The sequence below is a fragment of the Burkholderia pyrrocinia genome, from assembly GCF_003330765.1.
GTDB classification, from domain to species: Bacteria; Pseudomonadota; Gammaproteobacteria; order Burkholderiales; family Burkholderiaceae; genus Burkholderia; species Burkholderia pyrrocinia_B.
This window is the reverse complement of sequence record NZ_CP024903.1, coordinates 1,106,810-1,127,553: the sequence shown is the minus strand read 5'-3', so window position 1 is coordinate 1,127,553 and position 20,744 is coordinate 1,106,810. Positions and strand designations below refer to the sequence as shown.

19 protein-coding genes are annotated in these 20,744 nt (G+C 67.7%); 13 read left to right on the top strand and 6 right to left on the bottom strand.

All coding sequences use genetic code 11. The features are described from left to right. Window positions 1-18: 18 nt before the first annotated feature. The 7 genes from CUJ89_RS22535 to CUJ89_RS22505 all read left to right on the top strand — a co-directional run bounded on the left by CUJ89_RS22535 (window position 19) and on the right by CUJ89_RS22505 (window position 6,436). Window positions 19-1,620, top strand: a complete 1,602-nt coding sequence (locus CUJ89_RS22535; RefSeq protein ID WP_114179640.1) for an ABC transporter substrate-binding protein — start codon at window positions 19-21, stop codon at window positions 1,618-1,620. Between the two features lie 10 nt (window positions 1,621-1,630). Beyond that, window positions 1,631-2,701, top strand: coding sequence for an ABC transporter permease (locus CUJ89_RS22530; RefSeq protein ID WP_114179639.1), 1,071 nt, complete (start codon window positions 1,631-1,633; stop codon window positions 2,699-2,701). A gap of 66 nt (window positions 2,702-2,767) precedes the next feature. After that, complete coding sequence (nikC, locus tag CUJ89_RS22525) at window positions 2,768-3,682, top strand: nickel transporter permease (RefSeq protein ID WP_114179638.1); 915 nt, start codon at window positions 2,768-2,770, stop codon at window positions 3,680-3,682. Window position 3,683: 1 nt separating this feature from the next. Then, window positions 3,684-4,598: an ABC transporter ATP-binding protein gene (locus CUJ89_RS22520; RefSeq protein WP_114179637.1), complete on the top strand. Its 915-nt coding sequence runs from the start codon at window positions 3,684-3,686 to the stop codon at window positions 4,596-4,598. Continuing rightward, a complete protein-coding gene (locus CUJ89_RS22515; RefSeq protein ID WP_114179636.1) occupies window positions 4,595-5,386 on the top strand; it encodes an ABC transporter ATP-binding protein in 792 nt (263 codons plus the stop codon). Before CUJ89_RS22520 ends, CUJ89_RS22515 begins: the two co-directional genes overlap by 4 nt. A gap of 129 nt (window positions 5,387-5,515) precedes the next feature. Further along, window positions 5,516-5,770 (top strand): GlsB/YeaQ/YmgE family stress response membrane protein, encoded by a 255-nt coding sequence (locus CUJ89_RS22510; protein ID WP_114179635.1) that lies wholly within the window; start codon window positions 5,516-5,518, stop codon window positions 5,768-5,770. Between the two features lie 330 nt (window positions 5,771-6,100). After that, on the top strand, window positions 6,101-6,436 hold the full coding sequence (locus CUJ89_RS22505; RefSeq protein WP_114179634.1) for a type 1 fimbrial protein: 336 nt from the start codon (window positions 6,101-6,103) through the stop codon (window positions 6,434-6,436). Window positions 6,437-6,458: 22 nt separating this feature from the next. On the opposite strand, the gene CUJ89_RS22500 is transcribed toward CUJ89_RS22505, so the two are convergent. From CUJ89_RS22500 to CUJ89_RS22490, 3 genes are all read right to left on the bottom strand, one after another. After that, window positions 6,459-7,331 (bottom strand): LysR substrate-binding domain-containing protein, encoded by an 873-nt coding sequence (locus CUJ89_RS22500; RefSeq protein WP_114179633.1) that lies wholly within the window; start codon window positions 7,329-7,331, stop codon window positions 6,459-6,461. Between the two features lie 90 nt (window positions 7,332-7,421). Then, on the bottom strand, window positions 7,422-8,321 hold the full coding sequence (gene bla / locus CUJ89_RS22495; protein WP_114179632.1) for a class A beta-lactamase: 900 nt from the start codon (window positions 8,319-8,321) through the stop codon (window positions 7,422-7,424). A 208-nt stretch (window positions 8,322-8,529) separates the two neighbouring features. Then, window positions 8,530-9,399, bottom strand: coding sequence for a peptidoglycan DD-metalloendopeptidase family protein (locus CUJ89_RS22490; protein WP_114179631.1), 870 nt, complete (start codon window positions 9,397-9,399; stop codon window positions 8,530-8,532). A 517-nt stretch (window positions 9,400-9,916) separates the two neighbouring features. Between CUJ89_RS22490 and CUJ89_RS22485 the strand changes: the two genes are divergently transcribed. The 3 genes from CUJ89_RS22485 to CUJ89_RS22475 all read left to right on the top strand — a co-directional run bounded on the left by CUJ89_RS22485 (window position 9,917) and on the right by CUJ89_RS22475 (window position 13,907). Then, entirely contained in the window at window positions 9,917-10,813 is an 897-nt protein-coding gene (locus CUJ89_RS22485) for a LysR substrate-binding domain-containing protein (protein ID WP_114179630.1), read from the top strand. A 47-nt stretch (window positions 10,814-10,860) separates the two neighbouring features. Then, window positions 10,861-11,247, top strand: a complete 387-nt coding sequence (locus CUJ89_RS22480) for an ester cyclase (protein ID WP_114181510.1) — start codon at window positions 10,861-10,863, stop codon at window positions 11,245-11,247. 497 nt (window positions 11,248-11,744) lie between these two features. Further along, a complete protein-coding gene (locus CUJ89_RS22475) occupies window positions 11,745-13,907 on the top strand; it encodes a hypothetical protein (RefSeq protein WP_114179629.1) in 2,163 nt (720 codons plus the stop codon). A 108-nt stretch (window positions 13,908-14,015) separates the two neighbouring features. On the opposite strand, the gene CUJ89_RS22470 is transcribed toward CUJ89_RS22475, so the two are convergent. Then, entirely contained in the window at window positions 14,016-14,756 is a 741-nt protein-coding gene (locus tag CUJ89_RS22470; protein ID WP_114179628.1) for a sulfite exporter TauE/SafE family protein, read from the bottom strand. A 133-nt stretch (window positions 14,757-14,889) separates the two neighbouring features. Further along, window positions 14,890-15,891 carry an aldo/keto reductase gene (locus CUJ89_RS22465; RefSeq protein WP_114179627.1) on the bottom strand — a complete coding sequence of 334 codons (1,002 nt, stop codon included), beginning with the start codon at window positions 15,889-15,891 and terminating at the stop codon, window positions 14,890-14,892. Between the two features lie 141 nt (window positions 15,892-16,032). On the opposite strand from CUJ89_RS22465, the gene CUJ89_RS22460 reads away from it, so the two are divergent. Beyond that, entirely contained in the window at window positions 16,033-16,944 is a 912-nt protein-coding gene (locus tag CUJ89_RS22460; RefSeq protein ID WP_114179626.1) for a LysR family transcriptional regulator, read from the top strand. A 42-nt stretch (window positions 16,945-16,986) separates the two neighbouring features. Here CUJ89_RS22460 and CUJ89_RS22455 read toward each other — a convergent pair whose 3' ends face one another. Next, a complete protein-coding gene (locus CUJ89_RS22455) occupies window positions 16,987-18,141 on the bottom strand; it encodes a porin (protein WP_114179625.1) in 1,155 nt (384 codons plus the stop codon). Window positions 18,142-18,522: 381 nt separating this feature from the next. Between CUJ89_RS22455 and CUJ89_RS22450 the strand changes: the two genes are divergently transcribed. Both CUJ89_RS22450 and CUJ89_RS22445 read left to right on the top strand, forming a co-directional pair. Further along, window positions 18,523-19,620 carry an OpgC domain-containing protein gene (locus tag CUJ89_RS22450; protein WP_114181509.1) on the top strand — a complete coding sequence of 366 codons (1,098 nt, stop codon included), beginning with the start codon at window positions 18,523-18,525 and terminating at the stop codon, window positions 19,618-19,620. A 61-nt stretch (window positions 19,621-19,681) separates the two neighbouring features. Beyond that, window positions 19,682-20,608: an alpha/beta hydrolase gene (locus CUJ89_RS22445; protein WP_114179624.1), complete on the top strand. Its 927-nt coding sequence runs from the start codon at window positions 19,682-19,684 to the stop codon at window positions 20,606-20,608. The last annotated feature ends 136 nt before the right edge of the window (window positions 20,609-20,744 follow it).

Here is a 20,744-nt window from a genome sequence, read left to right as displayed (position 1 = left end):
ACGACCGATGGAGCGCACATGAAATCCCTGACATCCCGGCTCGTCGCGGCGCTGGCCGCCGCGTCCGTTCTCGCCGCCGTTCCGCTTTCCGCCGCCCGCGCGGAAACGCCGAAGGACATGTTCGTGATGGCCACGCTGCTCGACGAATTCACGACGCTCGATCCGGGCGAGATCTACGAGCTGGTGCCGGAGGAATACGTCGCGAACACGTACGACCGGCTCGTGCGCGTCGACCTGCGCGATCCGTCTAAATTCAACGGCGATGTCGCGCAGTCGTGGACGGTGAGCGCCGACGGGCTGACCTATACGTTCAAGCTGCACCCCGGCCTCAAGTTCCATTCGGGCAACCCGCTGACGGCCGACGACGTCGCGTGGTCGATCCAGCGCGCGGTGCTGCTCGACAAGGGGCCGGCCGCCGTGCTGACCGGCATCGGACTCACCAAGTCGAACGTCGTGGCCAATGTGAAGAAGCTCGACGACCTGACGGTGTCGGTCACGACCGACCACAAGTACGCGCCGACCTTCGTGCTGAACGTGCTCGGCTCGTGGCCCGCGTCGGTGCTGGACAAGAAGCTGCTGCTGTCGCACCAGCAGGGCAACGACTTCGGCAATGCATGGCTGAAGACCAACGAGGCCGGCTCCGGCGCGTACAAGCTGGTCAAGTGGGCGGCCGGCGACAGCATCGTGCTGCAGCGCTTCGACGGCTACCGGCTGCCGCTCGCGATGAAGCGCATCGTGCTGCGCCACGTGCCCGAAGCCGCGAGCCAGCGCCTGCTGCTGGAAAATGGCGACGTCGATGCGGCGCGCGACCTGAGCCCCGACGATCTGGCTGCGGTCGTGAAATCCGGCAAGGCGAAGGTGTCGGCGTCGCCGCAGGCGACGCTGCTGTATCTCGGCCTGAACACGAAGAACCCGACGCTCGCGAAGCCCGACGTGCAGGAAGCACTGAAGTGGCTCGTCGACTATGCCGGCATCCAGGGCAATGTCGTGAAGACGACCTACAAGGTGCACCAGACCTTCCTGCCCGAAGGCTTCCTCGGCACGCTGAACACGAACCCGTACAAGCTCGACGTCGCGAAGGCGAAGGCGTTGCTCGCGAAGGCCGGCGTGCCCAACGGCTTTTCCGTGACGATGGACGTGCGCAACGATTATCCGTACACGGAGATCGCGCAGGCCGTGCAGGCAAACTTCGCGCAGGCGGGCATCAAGGTGCAGCTGATTCCCGGCGACAACAAGCAGACGCTCGCGAAATACCGCGCGCGCCAGCACGACATCTACATCGGCGAATGGTCGGCCGACTACATCGATCCGCACAGCAACGCGCAGGGTTTTGCGTGGAATCCGGACAATTCCGACAAGACGAGCTATAAAATGCTGGCCTGGCGCAATAGCTGGGACATTCCGCAACTGACGAAGGAAACCGACACCGCGCTTGCCGAACCGACCGCCGCGAAACGCGCGCAACGGTACCAGGCGATGCAGAAGGACATGCTCGCGCGCTCGCCGTTCGTGATCATGTTCGAGAAAGTCGCGCAGGTCGCGACGCGGCCCGGCGTGAGCGGGCTCGACGTCGGACCGATCAACGATCTCGTGTCGTACCGCAACCTGAAGAAGCAATAAGATTCGCCGCATGTCGACTCCCGCCTCCTCCCTCGAAGCACTGCGCACGCTGCCCGCGCGGCGCCCGGCCGTGCGCTGGGCGCTGCGCGTGCTGCGCTGGGCGCTCACGCTCGCCGTCACGTTCGCGGGGCTGCTCGCGCTGACGTTCGTGATCGGCCGCAAGGTGCCGATCGATCCCGTGCTGGCGATCCTCGGCGATCGTGCGTCGGCCGACGCGTACGCGGCCGAACGCATCGCGCTCGGGCTCGACAAGCCGCTCGTCACGCAATTCCTGATCTATGCGCGCGACGTGCTGCACGGCAATCTCGGCGTGTCGCTGCTGACGGCGAACCCGGTGCTCGACGACATCAAGCGCGTGTTCCCGGCCACGCTCGAGCTGGCGACGATCGCGACGCTGATCGGCATCGCGATCGGCGTGCCGCTCGGCGTCGCGGCCGCCGTGAAGCACAACCGGCCGATCGACCATATCGCGCGCTTCGTCGGGCTGATCGGCAATTCCGTGCCGGTATTCTGGCTCGGGCTGATGGGGCTGCTGCTGTTCTACGCGCGACTGCACTGGGTCGGCGGGCCCGGCCGGCTCGATCCCGTGTACGACGGGATGGTCGATACGCGCACGGGCAGCCTGCTGATCGACGCGGCGCTCGCGGGCGAATGGGACGTATTCCGCAACGCGGTGTCGCACATCGCGCTGCCGGCCGCGATCCTCGGCTACTACTCGGTTGCCTACCTGAGCCGCATGACGCGCTCGTTCATGCTCGACCAGTTGAGCCAGGAATACATCGTCACCGCGCGCGCGAAGGGCTTGTCCGAGCGTCGCGTGATCTGGCGGCACGCGTTCGGCAACATCGCGGTGCCGCTGCTCACCGTGATCGCGCTCACGTACAGCAACCTGCTCGAAGGCTCGGTGCTGACCGAGATCGTGTTCGCGTGGCCGGGGCTCGGCTCGTACCTGACGGGCGCGCTGCTGAACGCCGACATGAACGCGGTGCTCGGCGCGACGCTCGTGATCGGCGCGATGTTCATCACCGTCAACCTGCTGACCGACGCGCTGTACCGCGTGTTCGATCCGCGTGCGCGCTGAGGGCCGCCCCGACATGACCGCTTCCACCCCGCCTCTTTCATCGCCCATGCCCAAGGTCGTCCGATCATGAACGCCGAGCGCCTCACGCTGCGCGCGTGGCTGCTTTCCGACGCGCCCGCGTCGCGCTCGCAGGCCGCGCTCGGCCTCGCGTACCGACGCTGGCGCCGTTTCGCCACGAATCCGCTTAACCTGTTCGGGCTCGCGATCCTCGTCGCGCTGATCGTCGTCGCGATCGTCGGCCCGCTGATCATGCCGCACGATCCGCTGCGCCAGGTGCTGTCCGACCGCCTGCTGCCGCCCGGCTCGCCGTCGCACTGGCTCGGCACCGACCAGCTCGGCCGCGACATCCTCTCGCGGCTGATTGCCGGCTCGCGCCTCACGCTCGGCATCGCACTGCTCGTCGTCGTGATCGTCGTGCCGATCGGCCTGCTGATCGGCACGACGGCCGGCTATTGCGGCGGCTTCGTCGACAGCGTGCTGATGCGCATCACCGACGTCGCGCTCGCGTTCCCGAAGATCGTGCTCGCGCTCGCGTTCGCGGCCGCGCTCGGGCCCGGCGTGATCAACGCGGTCGTCGCGATCTCGATCACCGCCTGGCCCGCCTATGCGCGGCTCGCGCGCGCGGAGACGATCCGCATCGCGCAGGCCGACTACATCCATGCCGCGCGGCTGCAGGGCGCATCGGGCCCGCGCATCCTGCTGCGTTACATCATGCCGATGTGCATGTCGTCGGTGATCGTGCGCGCGACGCTCGACATGGCCGGCATCATCCTGACCGTCGCGGGGCTCGGTTTCCTCGGCCTCGGCGCTCAGCCGCCGAGCCCCGAGTGGGGCTTCATGGTCGCGTCGGGCCGCAACGTGCTGCTCGACGCGTGGTGGGTCGCGACGCTGCCCGGCATCGCGATCCTGCTCGTGAGCCTCGCGTTCAACCTGCTCGGCGACGGGCTGCGCGACGTCTTCGATCCCCGCCATGGAGCGTGACATGCCGTTGAATTCCGCCACCGCGCCTGCGCCGCTCTGCGAGATCGACGGCCTGAAGATCGGCTTTCGCGGGCACGACGGTGTCGTCTCCGATGCCGTGCGCGACCTGACGCTGACGCTCGCACCGGGCGAACGGCTCGGCATCGTCGGCGAATCGGGCTCCGGCAAGTCGCTGACAGGCCGCGCGCTGCTCGGCCTGCTGCCCGATGCCGCGCGCTGGTCCGCGCGCACGATGCGCTTCGCGGGTCACGACCTGCTCGCGATGTCGCCGCGCGAACGCCGGCGGCTGTGCGGCAGCCAGATGGGCATGATCCTGCAAGACCCGAAATATTCGCTGAACCCGGTGATGACGGTCGCGAAGCAGATGGGCGAAGCGTTCCGGCTGCACGAGCCCGGGCTGCGCGGCCGCGCGCTGCGCGAACGGATCGTCGACGCGCTCGCGGCCGTGCAGATCCGCGATCCGGCGCGCGTCGCCGATGCGTATCCGCACGAGTTGTCGGGCGGCATGGGCCAGCGCGTGATGATCGCGATGATGGTGTCGACCGGCCCGCGCCTGCTGATCGCCGACGAACCGACCTCCGCGCTCGATGTCGCAGTATCGATGCAGGTGCTCGCGGTGCTCGACGCGATGATCGCGCGGCACGGCACGGGCCTGATGTTCATCAGCCACGACCTGCCGCTCGTGATGTCGTTCTGCGATCGCGTCGCGGTGATGTACGCGGGCCGCGTGGTCGAAACCTGCGCCGCGCGCGACCTGCGCGACGCGACGCATCCGTACACGCGCGGGCTGCTCGCCGCGAACCCGCCGCTCGCGAACCCGCCGGACGAACTGCCCGTGCTGCGGCGCGATCCGGCCTGGCTCGACCCCGCATCGCCCGCCACCACGCCCGCCGATCGACAGGAGGCAACACGATGATCGACGTCGATCACGCATCGATCCGTTTTCCGACCCGCACGGGTCACGTCGACGCCGTGCGCGATGCCAGCTTCGCGGTGCGCGACGGCGAGGTGTTCGGGCTCGTCGGCGAGTCGGGGTCCGGCAAGTCGACGCTGCTGCGCGCGCTGACGGGCCTCGTGCCGCTCGCGTCCGGCAGCCTGTCGATCGACGGCCGGCCGGTCGGCGGCACGCCCGACCGCGCGTTCCGCCGCCACGTGCAGATGGTGTTCCAGGATCCGTACGCGTCGCTGCATCCGCGCTTCACGGTCGACCAGACGCTGCGCGAGCCGCTGTCGATCCACGGCATGGGCCGCCCCGCGATCGGCGGCGCCGATGCGCGCATCGCCCGCGCGCTGTCCGAGGTCGGCCTCGGCCCCGCGTTCCGCTTCCGCTATCCGCACCAGTTGTCGGGTGGTCAGCGGCAGCGCGTCGCGATCGCGCGCGCGCTGATCGTCGAGCCGCGCGTGCTGCTGCTCGACGAGCCGACCTCCGCGCTCGACGTGTCGGTGCAGGCCGAGATCCTGAACCTGTTGCGCCGCCTGCATCGCGAACGCAACCTGACGATGATCCTCGTCAGCCACAATCTCGCGGTGATCGGCTTCCTGTGCCAGCGCGTCGCCGTGATGCAGCAAGGCGAGATCGTCGAGCAGTTACGGGTCGAGGACGTGCGCGCGGGGCAAGTCGCGCGCGACTACACGCGCACGCTGCTGCGCGCGACCGAGGGTTATCGCCGCCTGGACCCGGCTGTCGGCACACCGTCGGCCTGACATCCGCGCGACGCGGCGGCATGCGATACTCGGCACGCCGCGCGCCGGTTTCCCGCCGCAAGGAACCCTGGCGCGCCGTGCGGGTCCATTACCTTTCGTCAACAGCTCAACAGCAATAGGGAGGCGTTCATGCTGCAATTCATCGAAACCCTGGTGGTCGGGCTCATCGTCGGCCTCCTCGCCCGCGCGCTCAAGCCCGGCGACGACAAGATGGGCATCCTGATGACGATCGTGCTCGGCGTCGTCGGCTCGCTGGTCGCGGGCTACGTCGGCCGCGCCGCCGGCTGGTATGCGCCGGGCCAGGGTGCGGGCTGGATCGCGTCGATCATCGGCGCGATCGTGCTGCTCGTGGTCGTCGGCGCGGTACGCAAGCGCGCGGGCTGAACACCGCCCCCTCCGCTCCAAAGCAAAACGGCCGCTCGAGACGAGCGGCCGTTTTGCTTTCCGGGCGGCGCAAGGACATTGCCCACGCAACGGTCGCGGCAACCGTTCGTCCTGCGACCCTATCCCACCCGGCATTTCCCTGACTTGCGGTTGCGCAGATTCGACCTACATTGGTTGAAGCAATCCGGCGTCATTTGCTTATTAGCTGTATTTCCGTTTTTTCATTCAAGAGGTCCGATGGTTTTGCCGTTTACGCATACAGCATCGCAGCGTTGACGGACTGCCACCCGAGCGGCCCCGCTGCGACGCGCTTCCTCTCTGGAGCCTGTCATGAAGCATCGCCTGTTCGCTGCCTCGTTCGCCCTGGCTGCCTCGCTTCTGGCCTCGTCCTCGTCCTTTGCCGGCGGCACGTCCGGCATCATTCACTTCTCCGGCATGATCGTCGAGCCACCCTGCTCGTTCGCGCTCGACACGGCCGATGTCGCCCACGCGCGTATGCGCGCCGACTGCCCGCGCCCGGCGAGCGGCCAGATCGCGTTCGTCGACGCGGCAACGCTGCGCTCGCTGAAGACCACGGCCTTTACGCAGGCCTCGCGCGCAATCGTTTTACCTGACCGTCCGGGCCACGATCATGCACCGGTGATCGCCGTCGTGACCTACCAGTAAAGCCCGCTGCCGGTGTCGCGCGTCAGTCGCGATGGCGCGCGATCCAGTCGCTGAACGCGCGGATCTTCTGCTGGCTGCCGAGGTTCTCGGGATACACGAAGAAGTAGCGCGCGCCGGTCTCGAGCACGATGTCGAACGGCCGTTCGAGCCGGTGCGCGCTGACGTCGTCGTCGACGAGCGTCACGTCGCCGATCGCGACGCCGAAGCCCTGCATCGCCGCGTTCGTCGCGAGATCGAGCGTGTCGAACGTCGGCCCGCGCGCGGGATCGACGCTGCGCTCGCCCGCATGATCGAGCCATGCACGCCAGTCGCGATGGTCGCGCGTCGGATGCAGCAGCGTATGGCGCGCGAGATCGCCAACCGCATCGAGCGGCGACGCCTGCCGCAACTCGGGTGCACACACGGGCGTCAGCCGCTCGTCGAACAGCGGCAGCGCGAATACGCCCGGACCGGGCGACGTGCCGTAGACGACCGCCGCGTCGAACGGCTCGCTCGAGAAATCGACGACGTGCTGCCACACCGTCGTGATCTGCACATGGAGATCGGGATGCTCGCCCTGGAAGCGCATGATGCGCGGCAGCATCCAGCGCATCACGCAGGTCGGCACCTTCAGCGCGAGATCGGTGCGCTGCCGCGTGAGCTTCATCGAGATGTCCTCGATCCGCGCGAAGCTCTCGTTGACGACCGGCAGCAACTGCTCACCCTCCGCCGTCAGCGTGAGGCCCTTCGCATGCCGCTTGAACAGCGGAAAGCCGTAATGCGCCTCGAGCGTCTGGATCTGCCGGCTCACCGCGCCCTGCGTGATGCACAGCTGCTCGGCCGCGCGCGTGAAGCTGCGGTGGCGAGCCACTGTCGAGAAAATCTGCAGCGCGTGCAGGGGCGGAAGTCGGCGCATGAAGAAGGGAACCGGAAAAACGGCGCGGAAGGACCGCACGCTGACCGACACGATAAGCCAAACGCCGGCTTTGCGCGAGGCGCAGGACGCTCAGGCCGTCGTGGTGAGCGCGCCCGCCACGATGCGCGCCGCCGATGCGACGACGTCCGCGCGGGCGGCCGCGTCGGCCTGCGGCTGCGTGAACGACACGGCCATCACGAGCGGCGCGCGCGACGGCGGCCACAGCACCGCGACATCGGTCGTCGTGCCGTAACCGCCCGTGCCGGCCTTGTCCGCGACGCGCCAGCCGGGCGGCACGCCCGCCGCGATGCCGGTCGCGCCACGCGCGCCGCCCACCAGCCATTCCGTCAGTTGCGCGCGCTGCGGCTCACGCAGCGCGTCGCCGAGCAGCAGCCGCTGCAGCATGTCGACCATCGCCACCGGCGTCGACGTGTCGCGTTCGTCGCCGGGCGCGGCCTTGTTCAGTTCGGGTTCCCAGTGATCGAGGCGGAACGTCGTGTCGCCGCTCTCGTGCGCGAACGACGTGACGGCCTGCGGGCCGCCGAGCACGCCCATCAGCAGGTTGCCCGCCCCCTTGTCGCCCGACTGCAGCATCGCCGCGCAGAGCTGCGCGATCGTCATGCCCGTGTCGACGTGGCTTTCCGTAATCGGCGAGCCCGACACGACGTCATAGCGGCGGTACAGGATGCGGCGCGGCAGCAGCGACGCGTCGAGCGAACCGCGCGCGAGTATCGCGGCGGCCGCGACGACCGCATACGTGCCGCACAGCGGGAAACGCTCGCGCGCATGGTGGGCGATGCGCACGCCGTTCGACGTATCGAGCGCGGCGACGCCGAGCCGGCCGTTCGATGCTTTTTCGAGCGCGGCGAGTTCGGCTTGTGCGGCATGGGCGCGCCCCTGGTCGGCGACCGGCGCGGACGTGCACGCGGCGACGAACGGCGCGGCAACGGCGGCAAGCAACAGCGAGCGGCGTGTCGGAGAGTGTTCCATGGATGAGTAGTGTTCTGTCGGAAACGATGGCACGAAGCAACGCAGGCGCACATCGGCGACGCGCGCCGGTTCACGCCGACGGCCGGCCCGCGACGGCATCCGCCGCGCATCCCCGAAAGACGACCGTCGGCCCCGCGCAAGCGGGACTCGCATGAACAGACCCTAGCGTAGCAGCGACCGCCGTTGCGTTCCAGCAGAACGGGGGGCTTCAGCCTTGCGGCGAAGGCAGGAACGGCATCGGATTCACCGGCTTGCCGTCGCGCCGCACCTCGAACAGCAGCGCGACGCGCGAGTTGTCGAGGTCGCCCATCTCGGCGATCTCGTCGCCCTGGCGCACGATGTCGCCCGTCTTCACGAGCAGCTTGCGGTTGTGCGCGTAGGCGGTCAGGAAATCCGCGTTGTGCTGGACGATGATCAGGCTGCCGTAATCGTTCAGGCCGGTGCCCGCGTACATCACGCGGCCGTCGGCCGCGGCGCGGACCGGATCGCCCGGCCGGCCGGCGATCTGGATGCCGCGGTTCTGCCCCGGCCGGAACCCGTCGACGATCTTGCCGCGTGCGGGCCACGTGAGCGCGACACCGCCCGAATGCCGCTTCGTTTCCTTGACGACCTGGCGGTCGCTCGTGGCCGATGCCGTCGCCTGCGCTGTTGCCTGGCTACCCGCCGCCGCATCGCTCGCGGCGGCCGGCGCGGCAGCCTGCGTGCCGGCCGCGCCCGACGGCGGCAGCGGCTGCTGCCGAACGATGCGCAGCACCTGCCCCATGCGCAGCTTGCCGTTCGCGCCCAGCTTGTTCCAGGTGCGCAGGTCGGCAATGCTGCAGTCGTTCGCGGACGCGATGCCCGTCAGCGTGTCGCCGCGCTTCACGACGTACTTCTGCGCAACGAGAATCGGCGCCGGCGGCGGTGCGGCGGACGTGGCGGCCGACGGCGCAGCGGCAGGCTGGCTCGACGGCGACGACTGTCCCGCCAGCGTGTCGCTCGGCGGAACGGACTGCGTGCTTGCACAACCGGCCATGACGAGCACGGCGGCCAGGCCCGACAGCCACGCCGCCTTGCGGTGAATCTCGCGCGTTTCCATGGACGATCCGACTCCGGTTTGACAATCTTTCAAGCATCTCAAAAACGGAACGGCCGACGTGTAACTGGATGCAAACAATGATGACAAACGATCACGACCGGGGCGCCGGCCGGTATGTGCTACCGGTAATACGGTCCGATTTGGAGAAACTTGATGGTCTTTTTGCGTGAAAGCGGAAGAATTTTCGTCCCGGTAAACTATGACAAATTTGTTTCGATAGGCGCGTGACGGCGACAGGCGGCCGCCACGCTCAACGCAACCATTCGACAAGTTCGGAGCAGGCCCACGCGATGCCGATGCACAGGAACAACAGGTGCAGCGCGATCTTGAACGACACGCCCCACGACGAATCGATCTGCATGACAGGCTCCCCGGTTGATGTGCGGTCATGATCGGCCATCGATCGTGCCCCGAAAATACGGAACCGGCGAATCGGGTCTCAGGCTGCGCCTGAGACCAAGGCTGCCGTTCCCTGCTAACTTATCGGCCATTCCAACGCTATCGCTCCCCGCCCATCATGCGTTTCGACCTGACCGACCTGCGGCTCTTCCTGAACATCTGCGAGGCCGGCACGATCACGAGCGGCGCCGAGCGGACGCACATCACGCTGCAGGCCGCGAGCGAGCGCATCCGCGGCATGGAGGACGAGCTCGGCGTGCCGTTGCTGCACCGGACCAAATCGGGCGCGCAGGCGACCGATGCGGGCCGCGCGCTCGAACACCACGCGCGCACCGTGCTGCAGCAGATCGACCACATGCGCGGCGAACTGCAGCAATACGGCCAGGGGCTGCGCGGGCATATCCGGCTGCTGTGCAATACGGCATCGCTGAGCGAATACCTGCCCGATGCGCTGGCCGCTTACCTGCCGCATCATCCGAAGCTGTCGATCAGCGTCGAGGAGCGCTCGAGCCAGGAGATCGTGCATGCGATCCGCAACAAGACGGCCGAGGTCGGCATCGTCGCCGATTCGGTCGGGCTCGGCGGGCTCGAACAAAAACCGTTCCGCGAAGACTGGCTGATCGTCGTCGTGCCGGCCGCGCATCCGCTCGCGTCGTACGACAAGGTCGCGTTCGACACGATCGCCGACGCGGACTTCATCGGCCTCACCGACGGCAGCGCGCTGCAGGTGCATCTCGCCGACCAGGCACGCGCGCTCGGCAAGCGGATCCGCTATCGCGTGCAACTGAAGAGCTTCGATGCGATCTGCCGCGTGATCGCCAGCGGCGTGGGCATCGGCATCGTGTCGCGGCATGCGGCCGAGCGCGCGATGCAGACGATGGACGTGCGGCTCGTCGAGCTGTCCGATCCGTGGAGCCACCGGAAGCTGACGCTCTGCGCGCGGTCGTTCGATGCGCTGCCGAAGTACACGCGGGAGTTCGTCGCGTTTTTATCCGGAGAAACAACGCCGCGGTGACGCGCGCCGCATTCGACTCACCCCACCGATACACGGGAGGCATGGCCATGACCGAAACCGATCTCGCAACCCGCTACCGCGCGTATATCGACTGCCTGAACCGCCGGGACTGGCCGGCGCTCGGCCAGTACGTCTCCGACGACGTGATCCACAACGACCGGCCGCTTGGCTTGTCCGGTTACCGCGCGATGCTGGAACAGGACTACCGCGACATTCCCGATCTCCGTTTCGACATCCGGCTGCTCGCGTGCGAGCCGCCGCGCGTCGCGTGCCGGCTTCGCTTCGCCTGTTCGCCGAAAGGGTCGTTCATGGGGCTCGCCGTCGACGGCAGGAAGGTCACGTTCGCCGAGAACGTGTTCTACGAGTTTCATAACGGCAAGATCCGCCAGGTCTGGTCGGTGATCGACAAGGCGGCGATCGAGGCACAGCTTTAGCTTCGCCGGAGCGGCCGGGCGCCGGACGCAATCGACGCGCCGGTGCCTGACCTGATTCACTTCGATCCTTATGGATAACGTTTTCTCTCTACTTCCATCGTTAACGCACCGCCAGGCAACCTTCCCGCCCGGCGCTTCCATGCCTGCACTCCACACCGCTCCCCAGCGATTTCAGAAAAAATCCCCGGCAATTTCAGCGTAATTCCGATCTCCCCGCCGCGCTTTTCATTCCCACTATTCGGGTTTCTACCGCTGCACCCGGCGTGAAAGTTCATTGACATCACGCCGATCGATGCCTAAATTTGGAAAACGTTTTCCACTGCATGAGCGCGACGCCGGCCACGGCCCGCGCAGGGAGAACGCTTGCCCGCTCGAGTTGTGATTCAGGCCATCCGTCTTCAGGGATCAGGGTTGCAAGGCGGAGGTCGGGTACGGGCGTCGAGCGCGGCAACGGCCACACCTGCCCGTCCTTCATCACTATTCAAACTGGAGACACAATGCATCCGCGCAGCAGATTCGCGCTCGGCGCCGCGCTCAGCGCCCTTTCCGTCCTGTTCGTCAGCGCATGCGGCGGCAACGACGTGACCGACACGCCGCCTTCGTCGCCCGCCCCGTCGACGCCCTCGCTCGCGTCGAACTCGCTGCAGGCGCTCGTCTACGGCGCGCCCGACACCAGCGTGCCGGCCGGCGCGAACATTCCCGTCACGATGATGGGCCAGATGCGCGCGCTGTTCGACCTGATCCGGAAATCGCCCGACTTCACGCAGGTCGTGATGGATCTCGGCGACGGCACGCCGGTCCACGTGCTCGACACCAACACCGGCGACAAATTCCTGCCCGGCAAGCTTGCGCTCGGCCTGTCGTACATCCTGATCGACATGAAGTCGAAGGGCGACCCGCGCTACGCGGACTACCTCTCTACGTACCGGACGATCACGACCGCGATGATGGCGCAGTCGGGCAGCAACTACACGTATGCGAATACGTCGTGGGGCGAGTACTACTACCTCGTCGCGCTGAACAACCTGAAGGCGCACGGGATGCTCAACGAAGTCTTCAGCGATGCGATGCTCGCGACGCTGCAGCAGCGGCTCACCTTCTGCGACATGTTCGGCCCCGACGCGAGCGGCAAGACCAATACGTGCCCGGCGGCCGGCACGCCGATCGACATCGCGTCGCTCAACACCGCGCAGAACTACTATGCGGTGTCCTACGGAATTGCCGGGCTGCGGCAGAAGCTCGGCTGGAGCAGCCCGTCGTTCGCATCGGCGACCGACCCGTCCGTCGCGACGATGGGTGCGCGCGACGCGCTGCTGTACACGCTCACGAACCACATCCGCAAGGACTCGTCGGGCGGGTTCTCCGACGAAGCGTCGAACACGCACACGACCTATTACGACCAGGCGCGCTTCGACCGCTACAGCACGCTGCTGATCGGCGAAGTGACCGAGCGCACCTTCGAGATGGGCAACGAGGCGAATCTCACGCCCGAACTGAAGGGCTATCTGCGCAAGTCGGTCGACCTCATCCTGCCGCAGCTGAACGCCGACGGCCAGGGCTTCAACTACGGCCGCTCAATCGGCCCGTACGGCGATTCCGCGTTCATGGAAGTGCTGACGGCGGCGGCCAACGCCGGCGTGCTGACCGACCAGGAGAAGCAGGTCGCGTATGCGTTCATCTACCAGGCCGCGCATCGCTTCGACACGTACTGGTACGACCCGTCGCTGCCGACGCCGTCGGTGAACATGTGGGTCAAGGGCCGCGGCACCGACGCGTATCGCGGCAAGCCGCGCGTGATGGGCGAGAACTTCAGCCTGCTGCACCAGTACCTGTACGTGAATGCGTGGTGGAACAAGCTCGGCTTCGGCGGCAAGGCGCCGATGGCCGATTCGGACTACGCTGCGTGGCTCGACGCGCTGCCGCGCTACACGCTCACCTGGTACAACCAGCCCGGCGACACCGCGCATCCGTACAGCGCGGCGCTGCTCACCGTGCGCGACGGGCGGCGCGTGATCAACCTGAACCTCAGCCAGGCGCCCGACTACAACTCGTACACGCCGTACTACCCGGTGCCGTTCTCCGACAAGCTGATCTACGGCACGACCGATCTCGGCTACGCGCTGCTGGTACCTCAGGTGTCGTACAACGGGAAGACCTACATCCCCGTCACGTACTACCAGAACCTGAACGTACAGCAAAGCAACGGGCAGGTGATCGTGTCGTTCGATACGGCGAAGTTCCGTCTCGCGTCGAAGAATGCGGCGTACACAACGGATCTCGACTTGCAGGTGCATACGGTGCTGACGTTCGCGCACGGCACGGTTGCGCGCAGCGATACGCTGAGCTCGGGCACGCTCGCCGGCAACCTGTCGGTCGAGACGGACTTCACGTCGTTCGCGGATTTCGCGTCGACGCAGGCCAACGGCGACGGCGTTTCGGTGACCTACGCGAACAGCGCCGCGACCGGCTATGCGGCGTCCGGGTTCGACAACTGCGCGCTGTCCGCCTTCGACACGGCGAACGGCGCGACGAATCCGCTGTCGACGACGCCGGTCGGCCAGTTGCATTCGAACTTCGCGTGCACGACGAAGCCGTTTGCGCTCGGCGCGGGCGCGACCCGCACGTTCGGGTGGACGCTGAAGTACGCCGATCCGGCCTGAGCCGGAGCGGCGCGATCACCGCCCGGTGACCGCTCCCGAAGCCGGCATCGACAGCCGGCTTCGGGATGTTTCGGGACGGCGGTCATCACGCGCGTCGGCGATGCCCGCTCACAGCCACCTCGAAGCGGCCATATACGCGCCGAGCGCAATCATCCCGACGAAGAAGCAGCGCTTGAACGCCTTCTCGCTCATCACGCGCCGCGCATATTGGCCGCCGGCCATCCCCGCCAGCGCCGGTACGAGCGCGAGCGCCGACACGCCGAGATCGACCGTCTGCAGCGCGCCCGTCACGCGCAACTGCAAGCCGAGCGCGATCGTCGACGCGGTGAATGACAGTCCGAGCGCCTGGATCAGGTCGTCCTTCGACAACCGCAGCGCCTGCAGGTACGGCACGGCCGGCACGACGAACACGCCGGTCGCGGCCGTCATGACCCCCGTCAGGTAGCCGACCACGGCCGACAGCCATTTTTCGCAACGACCCGGCGCGGGCAGCCGCGCGGCGGCCAGCCCCCACAACCCGTAGGCGATCAGCACGACGCCGAGTGCCGCATGCGTCCACGTGCTGCCGGCCGCGAGCGCGGGCAGCCCGCCCGTCAGCGTACCGATCGCGAGACCGGCAAGCAGCGGCCACAGTCGACGCAGCAGCGGCCCGAACGACGGACCGAGCCACAACTGCCACACATTGGTGATGAACGACGGCACGAGCAGCAGGCTCGCCGCGGCCGACGGCGGCATCGCGAGCGTGAGCAGCCCCATCGCGATCGTCGGCAGCCCGAGCCCGATCATCCCCTTGACCGCGCCGGCCAGCAGGAAAACCAGCACGATGATCGTCAGCGTATGGAGTTGCATGGCAGGCGTTCCGTCCGGTTGAATACGGCGCCGATGGTGCCCCGCCGCCACGCCGCCCGCCATCTGGTTTTGCCTGAGGCTGGCTAGGGCCTGTCGGGCGGACCTGTCAGGCCCGCTGGTCAGGCCCCATGGACTACCCCCGCCCCTGCTCGCTGTCGAGGTGCGCCATCTGTGCGGCCGGATAACGCTCACCGGCAGCCGCCCCGGCGGGAACCGCCGCTTCGATGCGCGTGATGTCGTTGACCGTTAGTTGCATATTAGGAGCCAGCAACCCGTCCTGAAGCTGCGTGCGCTCGCGCGCGCCGATCAGCGGCACGATGTCGCCGCCGCGCGACAGCACCCAGGCGATCGCGACTTGAGCCGGATTGCTGCCCTTCTCGTCGGCGATCGCGCGCAGCGCGTCGACGAGCGCGAGGTTGTGTGCGAGGTTCTCGCCCTGGAAGCGCGGGCTCGCCGCGCGGAAATCGCGCTCGCCCTGCCGCGCCGTGCTCCAGCGCCCGCCCAGCAGCCCGCGCGACAACACGCCGTAGGCCGTCACGCCGATCCCGAGCTCACGGCACGTGGGCAGGATCTCGGCCTCGATCCCGCGCGACAGCAGCGAGTATTCGATCTGCAGGTCGGAGATCGGCGCGACGGCCGCCGCGCGGCGGATCGTGTCGGCGCTGGCTTCCGACAGGCCGATATGGCGCACGTACCCGGCCTTCACGAGATCGGCGATCGCGCCGACCGTCTCCTCGATCGGCACCGCCGGATCGACGCGCGACGGCCGGTAGATGTCGATGTAGTCGGTGCCGAGCCGCTTCAGCGAATACGCGACGAAGTTCCGGATCGCGTCGGGCCGCGCGTCGTAGCCGGCAAACCCGCCGGCCGGATCGCGCAGCGCGCCGAACTTCACGCTGATCAGCACCTGGTCGCGCGCCCGGCCGCGCAGCGCGTCGCGAATCAGCATCTCGTTGTCGCCCATCCCGTAGAAATCGCCGGTGTCGAGCATCGTGATGCCGTTGTCGAGCGCCGCGTGCAGCGTCGCGATGCTTTCGTCGCGGTCGGCCGGCCCGTAGAAATCCGACATCCCCATGCAGCCGAGCGCGATCGCCGACACCTGCGGGCCCGTGCGGCCCAGTTGACGCGTGTCCATGTCCGTTTCCTTCAAGTGGTGAGTGGATGGACCGGATTCTGGGCGCATCGCGGTGCGCGATAAACGCGAAAGGCTCCACCAAACCATTCGACGCTGATTAACAATGGAGCCTGTTCCCCTCCGCCAACGCTCCCGCCCCGCATGGACCATCTGCAAGCAATGCGCATCTTCGCGCGCGTCGCCCATCTCGGCAGCTTCACGAAAGCGGCCGAGCAGCTGCAACTGCCGCGCCCGACGGTCAGCAACGCCGTCCAGTATCTGGAAAAACACCTGAAGATCCGCCTGCTGCAGCGCACGACGCGGCGCGTTGCGCTGACCGCCGAGGGCGCGACCTATTACGAGCGCTGCGTGCAGTTGCTGGCTGATCTCGACGATGTGGAAACGCTGTTCGAGGACGCCGGCGCGTCGCCGCGCGGCGTGATCCGCGTCGACCTGCCCGAGCGCTTCGCGCTGAACCAGGTGATTCCCGCGCTGCCGGATTTCCACGCGCGCTACCCCGACCTGCGCGTCGTGATCAGCACGACCGACCGCTTCGTCGATCTCGTTGCCGACGGCATCGACTGCGCGGTGCGGGTCGGCGTGCTGTCCGACACGTCGCTCGTCGCGCGGCGCATCGGCGAGATGGCGCAGATCAACTGCGCGTCGCCCGCCTATCTCGCGCGCCACGGCACGCCGCGCTCGCCGGACGAGCTGCCGGACCACGTCGCGGTCGGTTATTTCTCGAGCCGCACGGGCCGCGAGCTGGACTGGGAATATGCGGACATGGATTCGGGCGAGGTGCACACGGTGAAGATGCACAGCGTCGTGTCGGTCAACAGCTCGCAGGCGTATCTCGCGTGCTGTCTGGCGGGCCTCGGGCTGATCCAGGCGCCGCGCGACGGGCTCGCGCCGCTGCTCGCCGACGGCTCGCTCATCGAGGTGCTGCCGGAATGGAATGCCGGGCCGCTGCCCGTGTCGGTAGTGTTTCCGTACGGCCGGCATCTCGCGCCGCGCGTGCGGATCTTCGTCGACTGGCTCGCGGAAACGCTCGGCGGCACGCGCCGGGCGGACTGACAACGGCCGGTGCCGGGGCGGTCGGCCCCGGCCACCGTCCGGTCAGAACTTGTGGCGGATCGCGGCGCGCACCGCGAACTGGTTCGACGACGACGACGGGCCATCCGTCCCGACGACGTAGCCGCCGTCGGCCGCCGTGCCGGTCTTGTCGCCGGCCACCTTCTGCCAGGCGCCCTGCAGATAGACGTCGGTGCGCTTCGACAGGCTGTAGTCGGCCATCAGGCCGACCGTATGGTACTTCGGCTTGAACGAGCCGGCCGCGGCATCGAACTTGCCGTCCGTGTACACGTACTGTGCGCCGAGATAGAAATCGGGCGTGAGCTGGTACTTGCCGTTGATCTCGAAGTTCTGGAACTTCGTCGCGGTCAGCCCGAGGCCGGCGAACGTCGTTGCCGGCAGGTAGACGGTCGACACCGGGTTCTTCACGTCCGTCTTCGTGTAGACGAAGCCGACCGTTGCCGGGCCGAACGTGTAATTGATGCCGCCGCCGAAGATGCGCAGGCGATCGGCGACGAAGTTCGCGTCGTCGGCCGCGATCGCGCCCGCGCTGCCGACGCCCGGATTGTTCGCCTGCAGGAAGGCGGCCGCGACCTGCAGCCCGGCCAGCGAATACTGCGCGCCGATGCTGTACTGGCGGTTGTTCGAGAAGCCCGTGCTGTTGCTGAAGCTGTACGTGCCGCCGAACGTCAGGCCGTTCCAGTCGGGGCTCGCATACTTGACCGTGTTGTTGACGCGGAACGAGTTGTCCGTGTTGTCGTTGTCGAACGGGTGCGAGAACAGCGTGCCGCCCCAGTTGCCGTTCGCGGTCAGCGGCGCGAGATAGTCGACGACCGAGTCGTACTGGCGGCCGAAGGTCAGCGTGCCGAAACGCGACTGGCTCAGCCCGACGAACGCCTGGCGGCCGAACATGCGGCCGCCCTGGCCCAGCCGGCCGTTGTTCACGTCAAACCCGTTTTCCAGCGTGAAGATCGCCTTGAGCCCGCCGCCGAGATCTTCGCTGCCTTTCAGGCCCCAGCGGCTGCCCTGCGCGAAACCGCTCGCGAGCTGGTAATTCGTTTTTCCGACCCCATTGACGTTCACGTTGTTCGTGTAATTGAAGCCTTCGTCGATCAGGCCGTACAGCGTCACGCTGTTCTGGGCGAAGGCCGGCGCGGCGAATGCAGCGAGCGCGGCGGCAAAAATGACGTGCTTCTTCATGACGGATCTCCGGAGCCGGGGGCCGGGCGGGCCGAGCGCCCGGCGAATGTTTGATCTGTTATAGGTGTGGCCCGCAGTGCGGACGACGCGGTGTGCGGCCGCGTGAGGACAAAATGGTGTCACGTCGCAAACCGTCCGTCCATTGGGGTATCGAAACCGCGCGCAAAGCGTTGCGCGCTCCCAACTGCCCCGTTGCGCAGACAGCCTGACCCGGCTTATCGGCAGCGGCAGGCCGGCCCGTCATCCGTGTTAACCCGGCAGGCGCCGCATCGGTGGCACAATGCGCATCCGTTCGCCATTTCCTCACGAAGTCATGCTTCACCCCGATTCATGCGCGGCATGTGCCGGCCGCGCGCGCGGCCCGCGCCGGGCGGCGGTCCGATGACCGCGCCCGCCAGGGCCGGCCGCTACGCCGAGCTCGATTTCTTCCGCGGCCTCGTGCTGCTCGTCATCGTCATCGACCACATCGGCGGCAGCATCCTGTCGCGCGTGACGCTGCACGCGTACGCACTATGCGACGCGGCCGAGGTATTCGTGTTCCTCGGCGGCTTCGCTACCGCGATCGCGTACAACTCGCTCGCCGAGCGGCACGACGAGGCCGCCGCGCGCCAGCGCTTCATCCGGCGCGCGTTCGAGATCTACCGCGCGTTCCTCGTGACGGCCGGCCTGATGCTGCTGATCACGGCCGCGCTGAACGCGTTCGCGATCGACGGCCCGAACATGCCGACCAACGACCTCGACGGCCTGCTCCACAAGCCGCTCGCCGCGCTGCGCGACATCCTGCTGTTCCGCCGCCAGCCGTACCTCGCATCGGTGTTGCCGATGTACGCGTTCTTCGCGCTGCTCGTCCCGCTCGCGCTGCCGCTCGCGCGCACGCAGCCGTGGCTGATGCTCGCGTTCAGCGGGTCGCTGTGGTACGCGGCACCGCACATCGCGCGCTTCTTACCGACCGTCGAAGGTGCGCCGTGGGACTTCAATCCGTTCGCGTGGCAGTTCCTGTTCGTGCTCGGCGTGATCGCGCGCTGCCAGCCCGTCTACCAGACGCTCGCGCCCAAGCCGCAGGGCTGGTTGCTGACGGCCGTGTCGCTCGCGATCGTCGCCGCCGGCGCTTACTACCGGCTGCGCATCGAGCCGTTCCCGACCGATCCGTCGATCAAGCAGAACCTCGGCGCACTGCGGCTCGTGAACTTCCTCGCGATCGCGTGGCTCGCGGCCAAGCTCGTGCACCTCGGCTGGATGAAGAGGGTTGCGCACGCGATGCCGTGGATCGGCACGATCGGCCGGCAGGGGCTGCTGTGCTTCGTCGCGGGCACCGGCATCTCGCTCGCGGTCGATTCGCTGCTTTACCAGGCGACCGAAGGCTATCTCGACGTGCCGCTCGGCCTGACCGCCGACGCCGTCGCGATGGGCCTGCTGTATCTCGTTGCAAAACTCTACGGGCCGTTCGTTGCGCGGCTGCCGTTCCGTTCGCGGCGATGACGCGCCGCGCCGTCATGTGCCGCTGCTACGATAGCCGGCGCCTCTCCTGAAACGATTCGCCATGCGCCGACTCGCCCTTCCGTTCGCCGTCGCCCTGATCGCCGGCTCCATCGCCACCGCCCGCGCCACGCCGGCCGCGCCCGCGCTGTCGCCCGCATCGCCGTCGGCAGCCGTCCAGGCCGCGCCGGCCGTTCAGGAGCCCGCGGTCAATCCCGGCAGCAGCGTCGTGCTGCGCACGTTCCGGTCCGCGTCCCTGAAGCGCGACTGGTCGTACACGGTTTACCTGCCGCCCGGCTACAACCCGGAAGGCACGCGCTACCCGGTGATGTACCTGCTGCACGGCAATGCCGGCAACGCGAACGACTGGGTCACGCAGGGCCGGCTGCAGGCCACCGCCGATACGCTGATCGAGCACCGCGAGATTCCGCCCGTCGTGATCGTGATGCCGCAGGGCGGCACCGACTGGTACGTCGACCGCAAGGAGAAGATGCAGAGCGCGTTCCTCAACGACCTGCTGCCCGAAGTCGAAGCGCACTTCGCGGTGTCGAACCAGCGCGCGGGCCGCGCGATCGGCGGCGTGTCGATGGGCGGCTTCGGCGCGCTGCGCTTCTCGCTGCTCGAACCCGGGCTGTTCTGCGGCGCGATGCTGCTGAGCCCCGCGATCTATGCGAACGAGCCGCCGCTCAATTCCGCCGCGCGCTACGTCGGCGTGTTCGGCGATCGGCAGTTCGACTCGCGCGTGTGGCACGAGCTCAACTACCCGGCGCTGATGCGCGGCTATTTCGCGCGCAGCTGGCGCGTGCCGATGTTCATCGCAGCCGGCGACGACGACCTGACGATCCAGGCGGAATCGAGCGTGCTGTACACGCACCTGCGCCGTGCGCAGAACCCGGCCGAGCTACGCATCGTCGACGGCGGCCATACGTGGGACGTGTGGCGCGGGGTGCTCGGGCAGGGGTTGAAGTACGCGCTCGAATGCGTGAAGTAGCGGTCGGTCTGATCGGGCTCGCGATTGCGTCCCTCTCCCGGAGGGAACCGGCCTTTCGGCAGGGACGCGCGGAACCGGCGGCCTGACTTCACGCCGCGAAGCGTGCGCGGCGCCCGGCCGCCCCCGTCCGGCCCGG

What these genes read in the sequence shown, in the direction of transcription:
- CUJ89_RS22535 (WP_114179640.1), top strand. Translation starts at nt 19, where the DNA reads ATGAAATCCCTGACATCCCGGCTCGTCGCGGCGCTGGCCGCCGCGTCC.
- CUJ89_RS22530 (WP_114179639.1), top strand. Translation starts at nt 1,631, where the DNA reads ATGTCGACTCCCGCCTCCTCCCTCGAAGCACTGCGCACGCTGCCCGCG.
- nikC (WP_114179638.1), top strand. Translation starts at nt 2,768, where the DNA reads ATGAACGCCGAGCGCCTCACGCTGCGCGCGTGGCTGCTTTCCGACGCG.
- CUJ89_RS22520 (WP_114179637.1), top strand. Translation starts at nt 3,684, where the DNA reads ATGCCGTTGAATTCCGCCACCGCGCCTGCGCCGCTCTGCGAGATCGAC.
- CUJ89_RS22515 (WP_114179636.1), top strand. Translation starts at nt 4,595, where the DNA reads ATGATCGACGTCGATCACGCATCGATCCGTTTTCCGACCCGCACGGGT.
- CUJ89_RS22510 (WP_114179635.1), top strand. Translation starts at nt 5,516, where the DNA reads ATGCTGCAATTCATCGAAACCCTGGTGGTCGGGCTCATCGTCGGCCTC.
- CUJ89_RS22505 (WP_114179634.1), top strand. Translation starts at nt 6,101, where the DNA reads ATGAAGCATCGCCTGTTCGCTGCCTCGTTCGCCCTGGCTGCCTCGCTT.
- CUJ89_RS22500 (WP_114179633.1), bottom strand. Translation starts at nt 7,331, where the DNA reads ATGCGCCGACTTCCGCCCCTGCACGCGCTGCAGATTTTCTCGACAGTG.
- bla (WP_114179632.1), bottom strand. Translation starts at nt 8,321, where the DNA reads ATGGAACACTCTCCGACACGCCGCTCGCTGTTGCTTGCCGCCGTTGCC.
- CUJ89_RS22490 (WP_114179631.1), bottom strand. Translation starts at nt 9,399, where the DNA reads ATGGAAACGCGCGAGATTCACCGCAAGGCGGCGTGGCTGTCGGGCCTG.
- CUJ89_RS22485 (WP_114179630.1), top strand. Translation starts at nt 9,917, where the DNA reads ATGCGTTTCGACCTGACCGACCTGCGGCTCTTCCTGAACATCTGCGAG.
- CUJ89_RS22480 (WP_114181510.1), top strand. Translation starts at nt 10,861, where the DNA reads ATGACCGAAACCGATCTCGCAACCCGCTACCGCGCGTATATCGACTGC.
- CUJ89_RS22475 (WP_114179629.1), top strand. Translation starts at nt 11,745, where the DNA reads ATGCATCCGCGCAGCAGATTCGCGCTCGGCGCCGCGCTCAGCGCCCTT.
- CUJ89_RS22470 (WP_114179628.1), bottom strand. Translation starts at nt 14,756, where the DNA reads ATGCAACTCCATACGCTGACGATCATCGTGCTGGTTTTCCTGCTGGCC.
- CUJ89_RS22465 (WP_114179627.1), bottom strand. Translation starts at nt 15,891, where the DNA reads ATGGACACGCGTCAACTGGGCCGCACGGGCCCGCAGGTGTCGGCGATC.
- CUJ89_RS22460 (WP_114179626.1), top strand. Translation starts at nt 16,033, where the DNA reads ATGGACCATCTGCAAGCAATGCGCATCTTCGCGCGCGTCGCCCATCTC.
- CUJ89_RS22455 (WP_114179625.1), bottom strand. Translation starts at nt 18,141, where the DNA reads ATGAAGAAGCACGTCATTTTTGCCGCCGCGCTCGCTGCATTCGCCGCG.
- CUJ89_RS22450 (WP_114181509.1), top strand. Translation starts at nt 18,523, where the DNA reads ATGACCGCGCCCGCCAGGGCCGGCCGCTACGCCGAGCTCGATTTCTTC.
- CUJ89_RS22445 (WP_114179624.1), top strand. Translation starts at nt 19,682, where the DNA reads ATGCGCCGACTCGCCCTTCCGTTCGCCGTCGCCCTGATCGCCGGCTCC.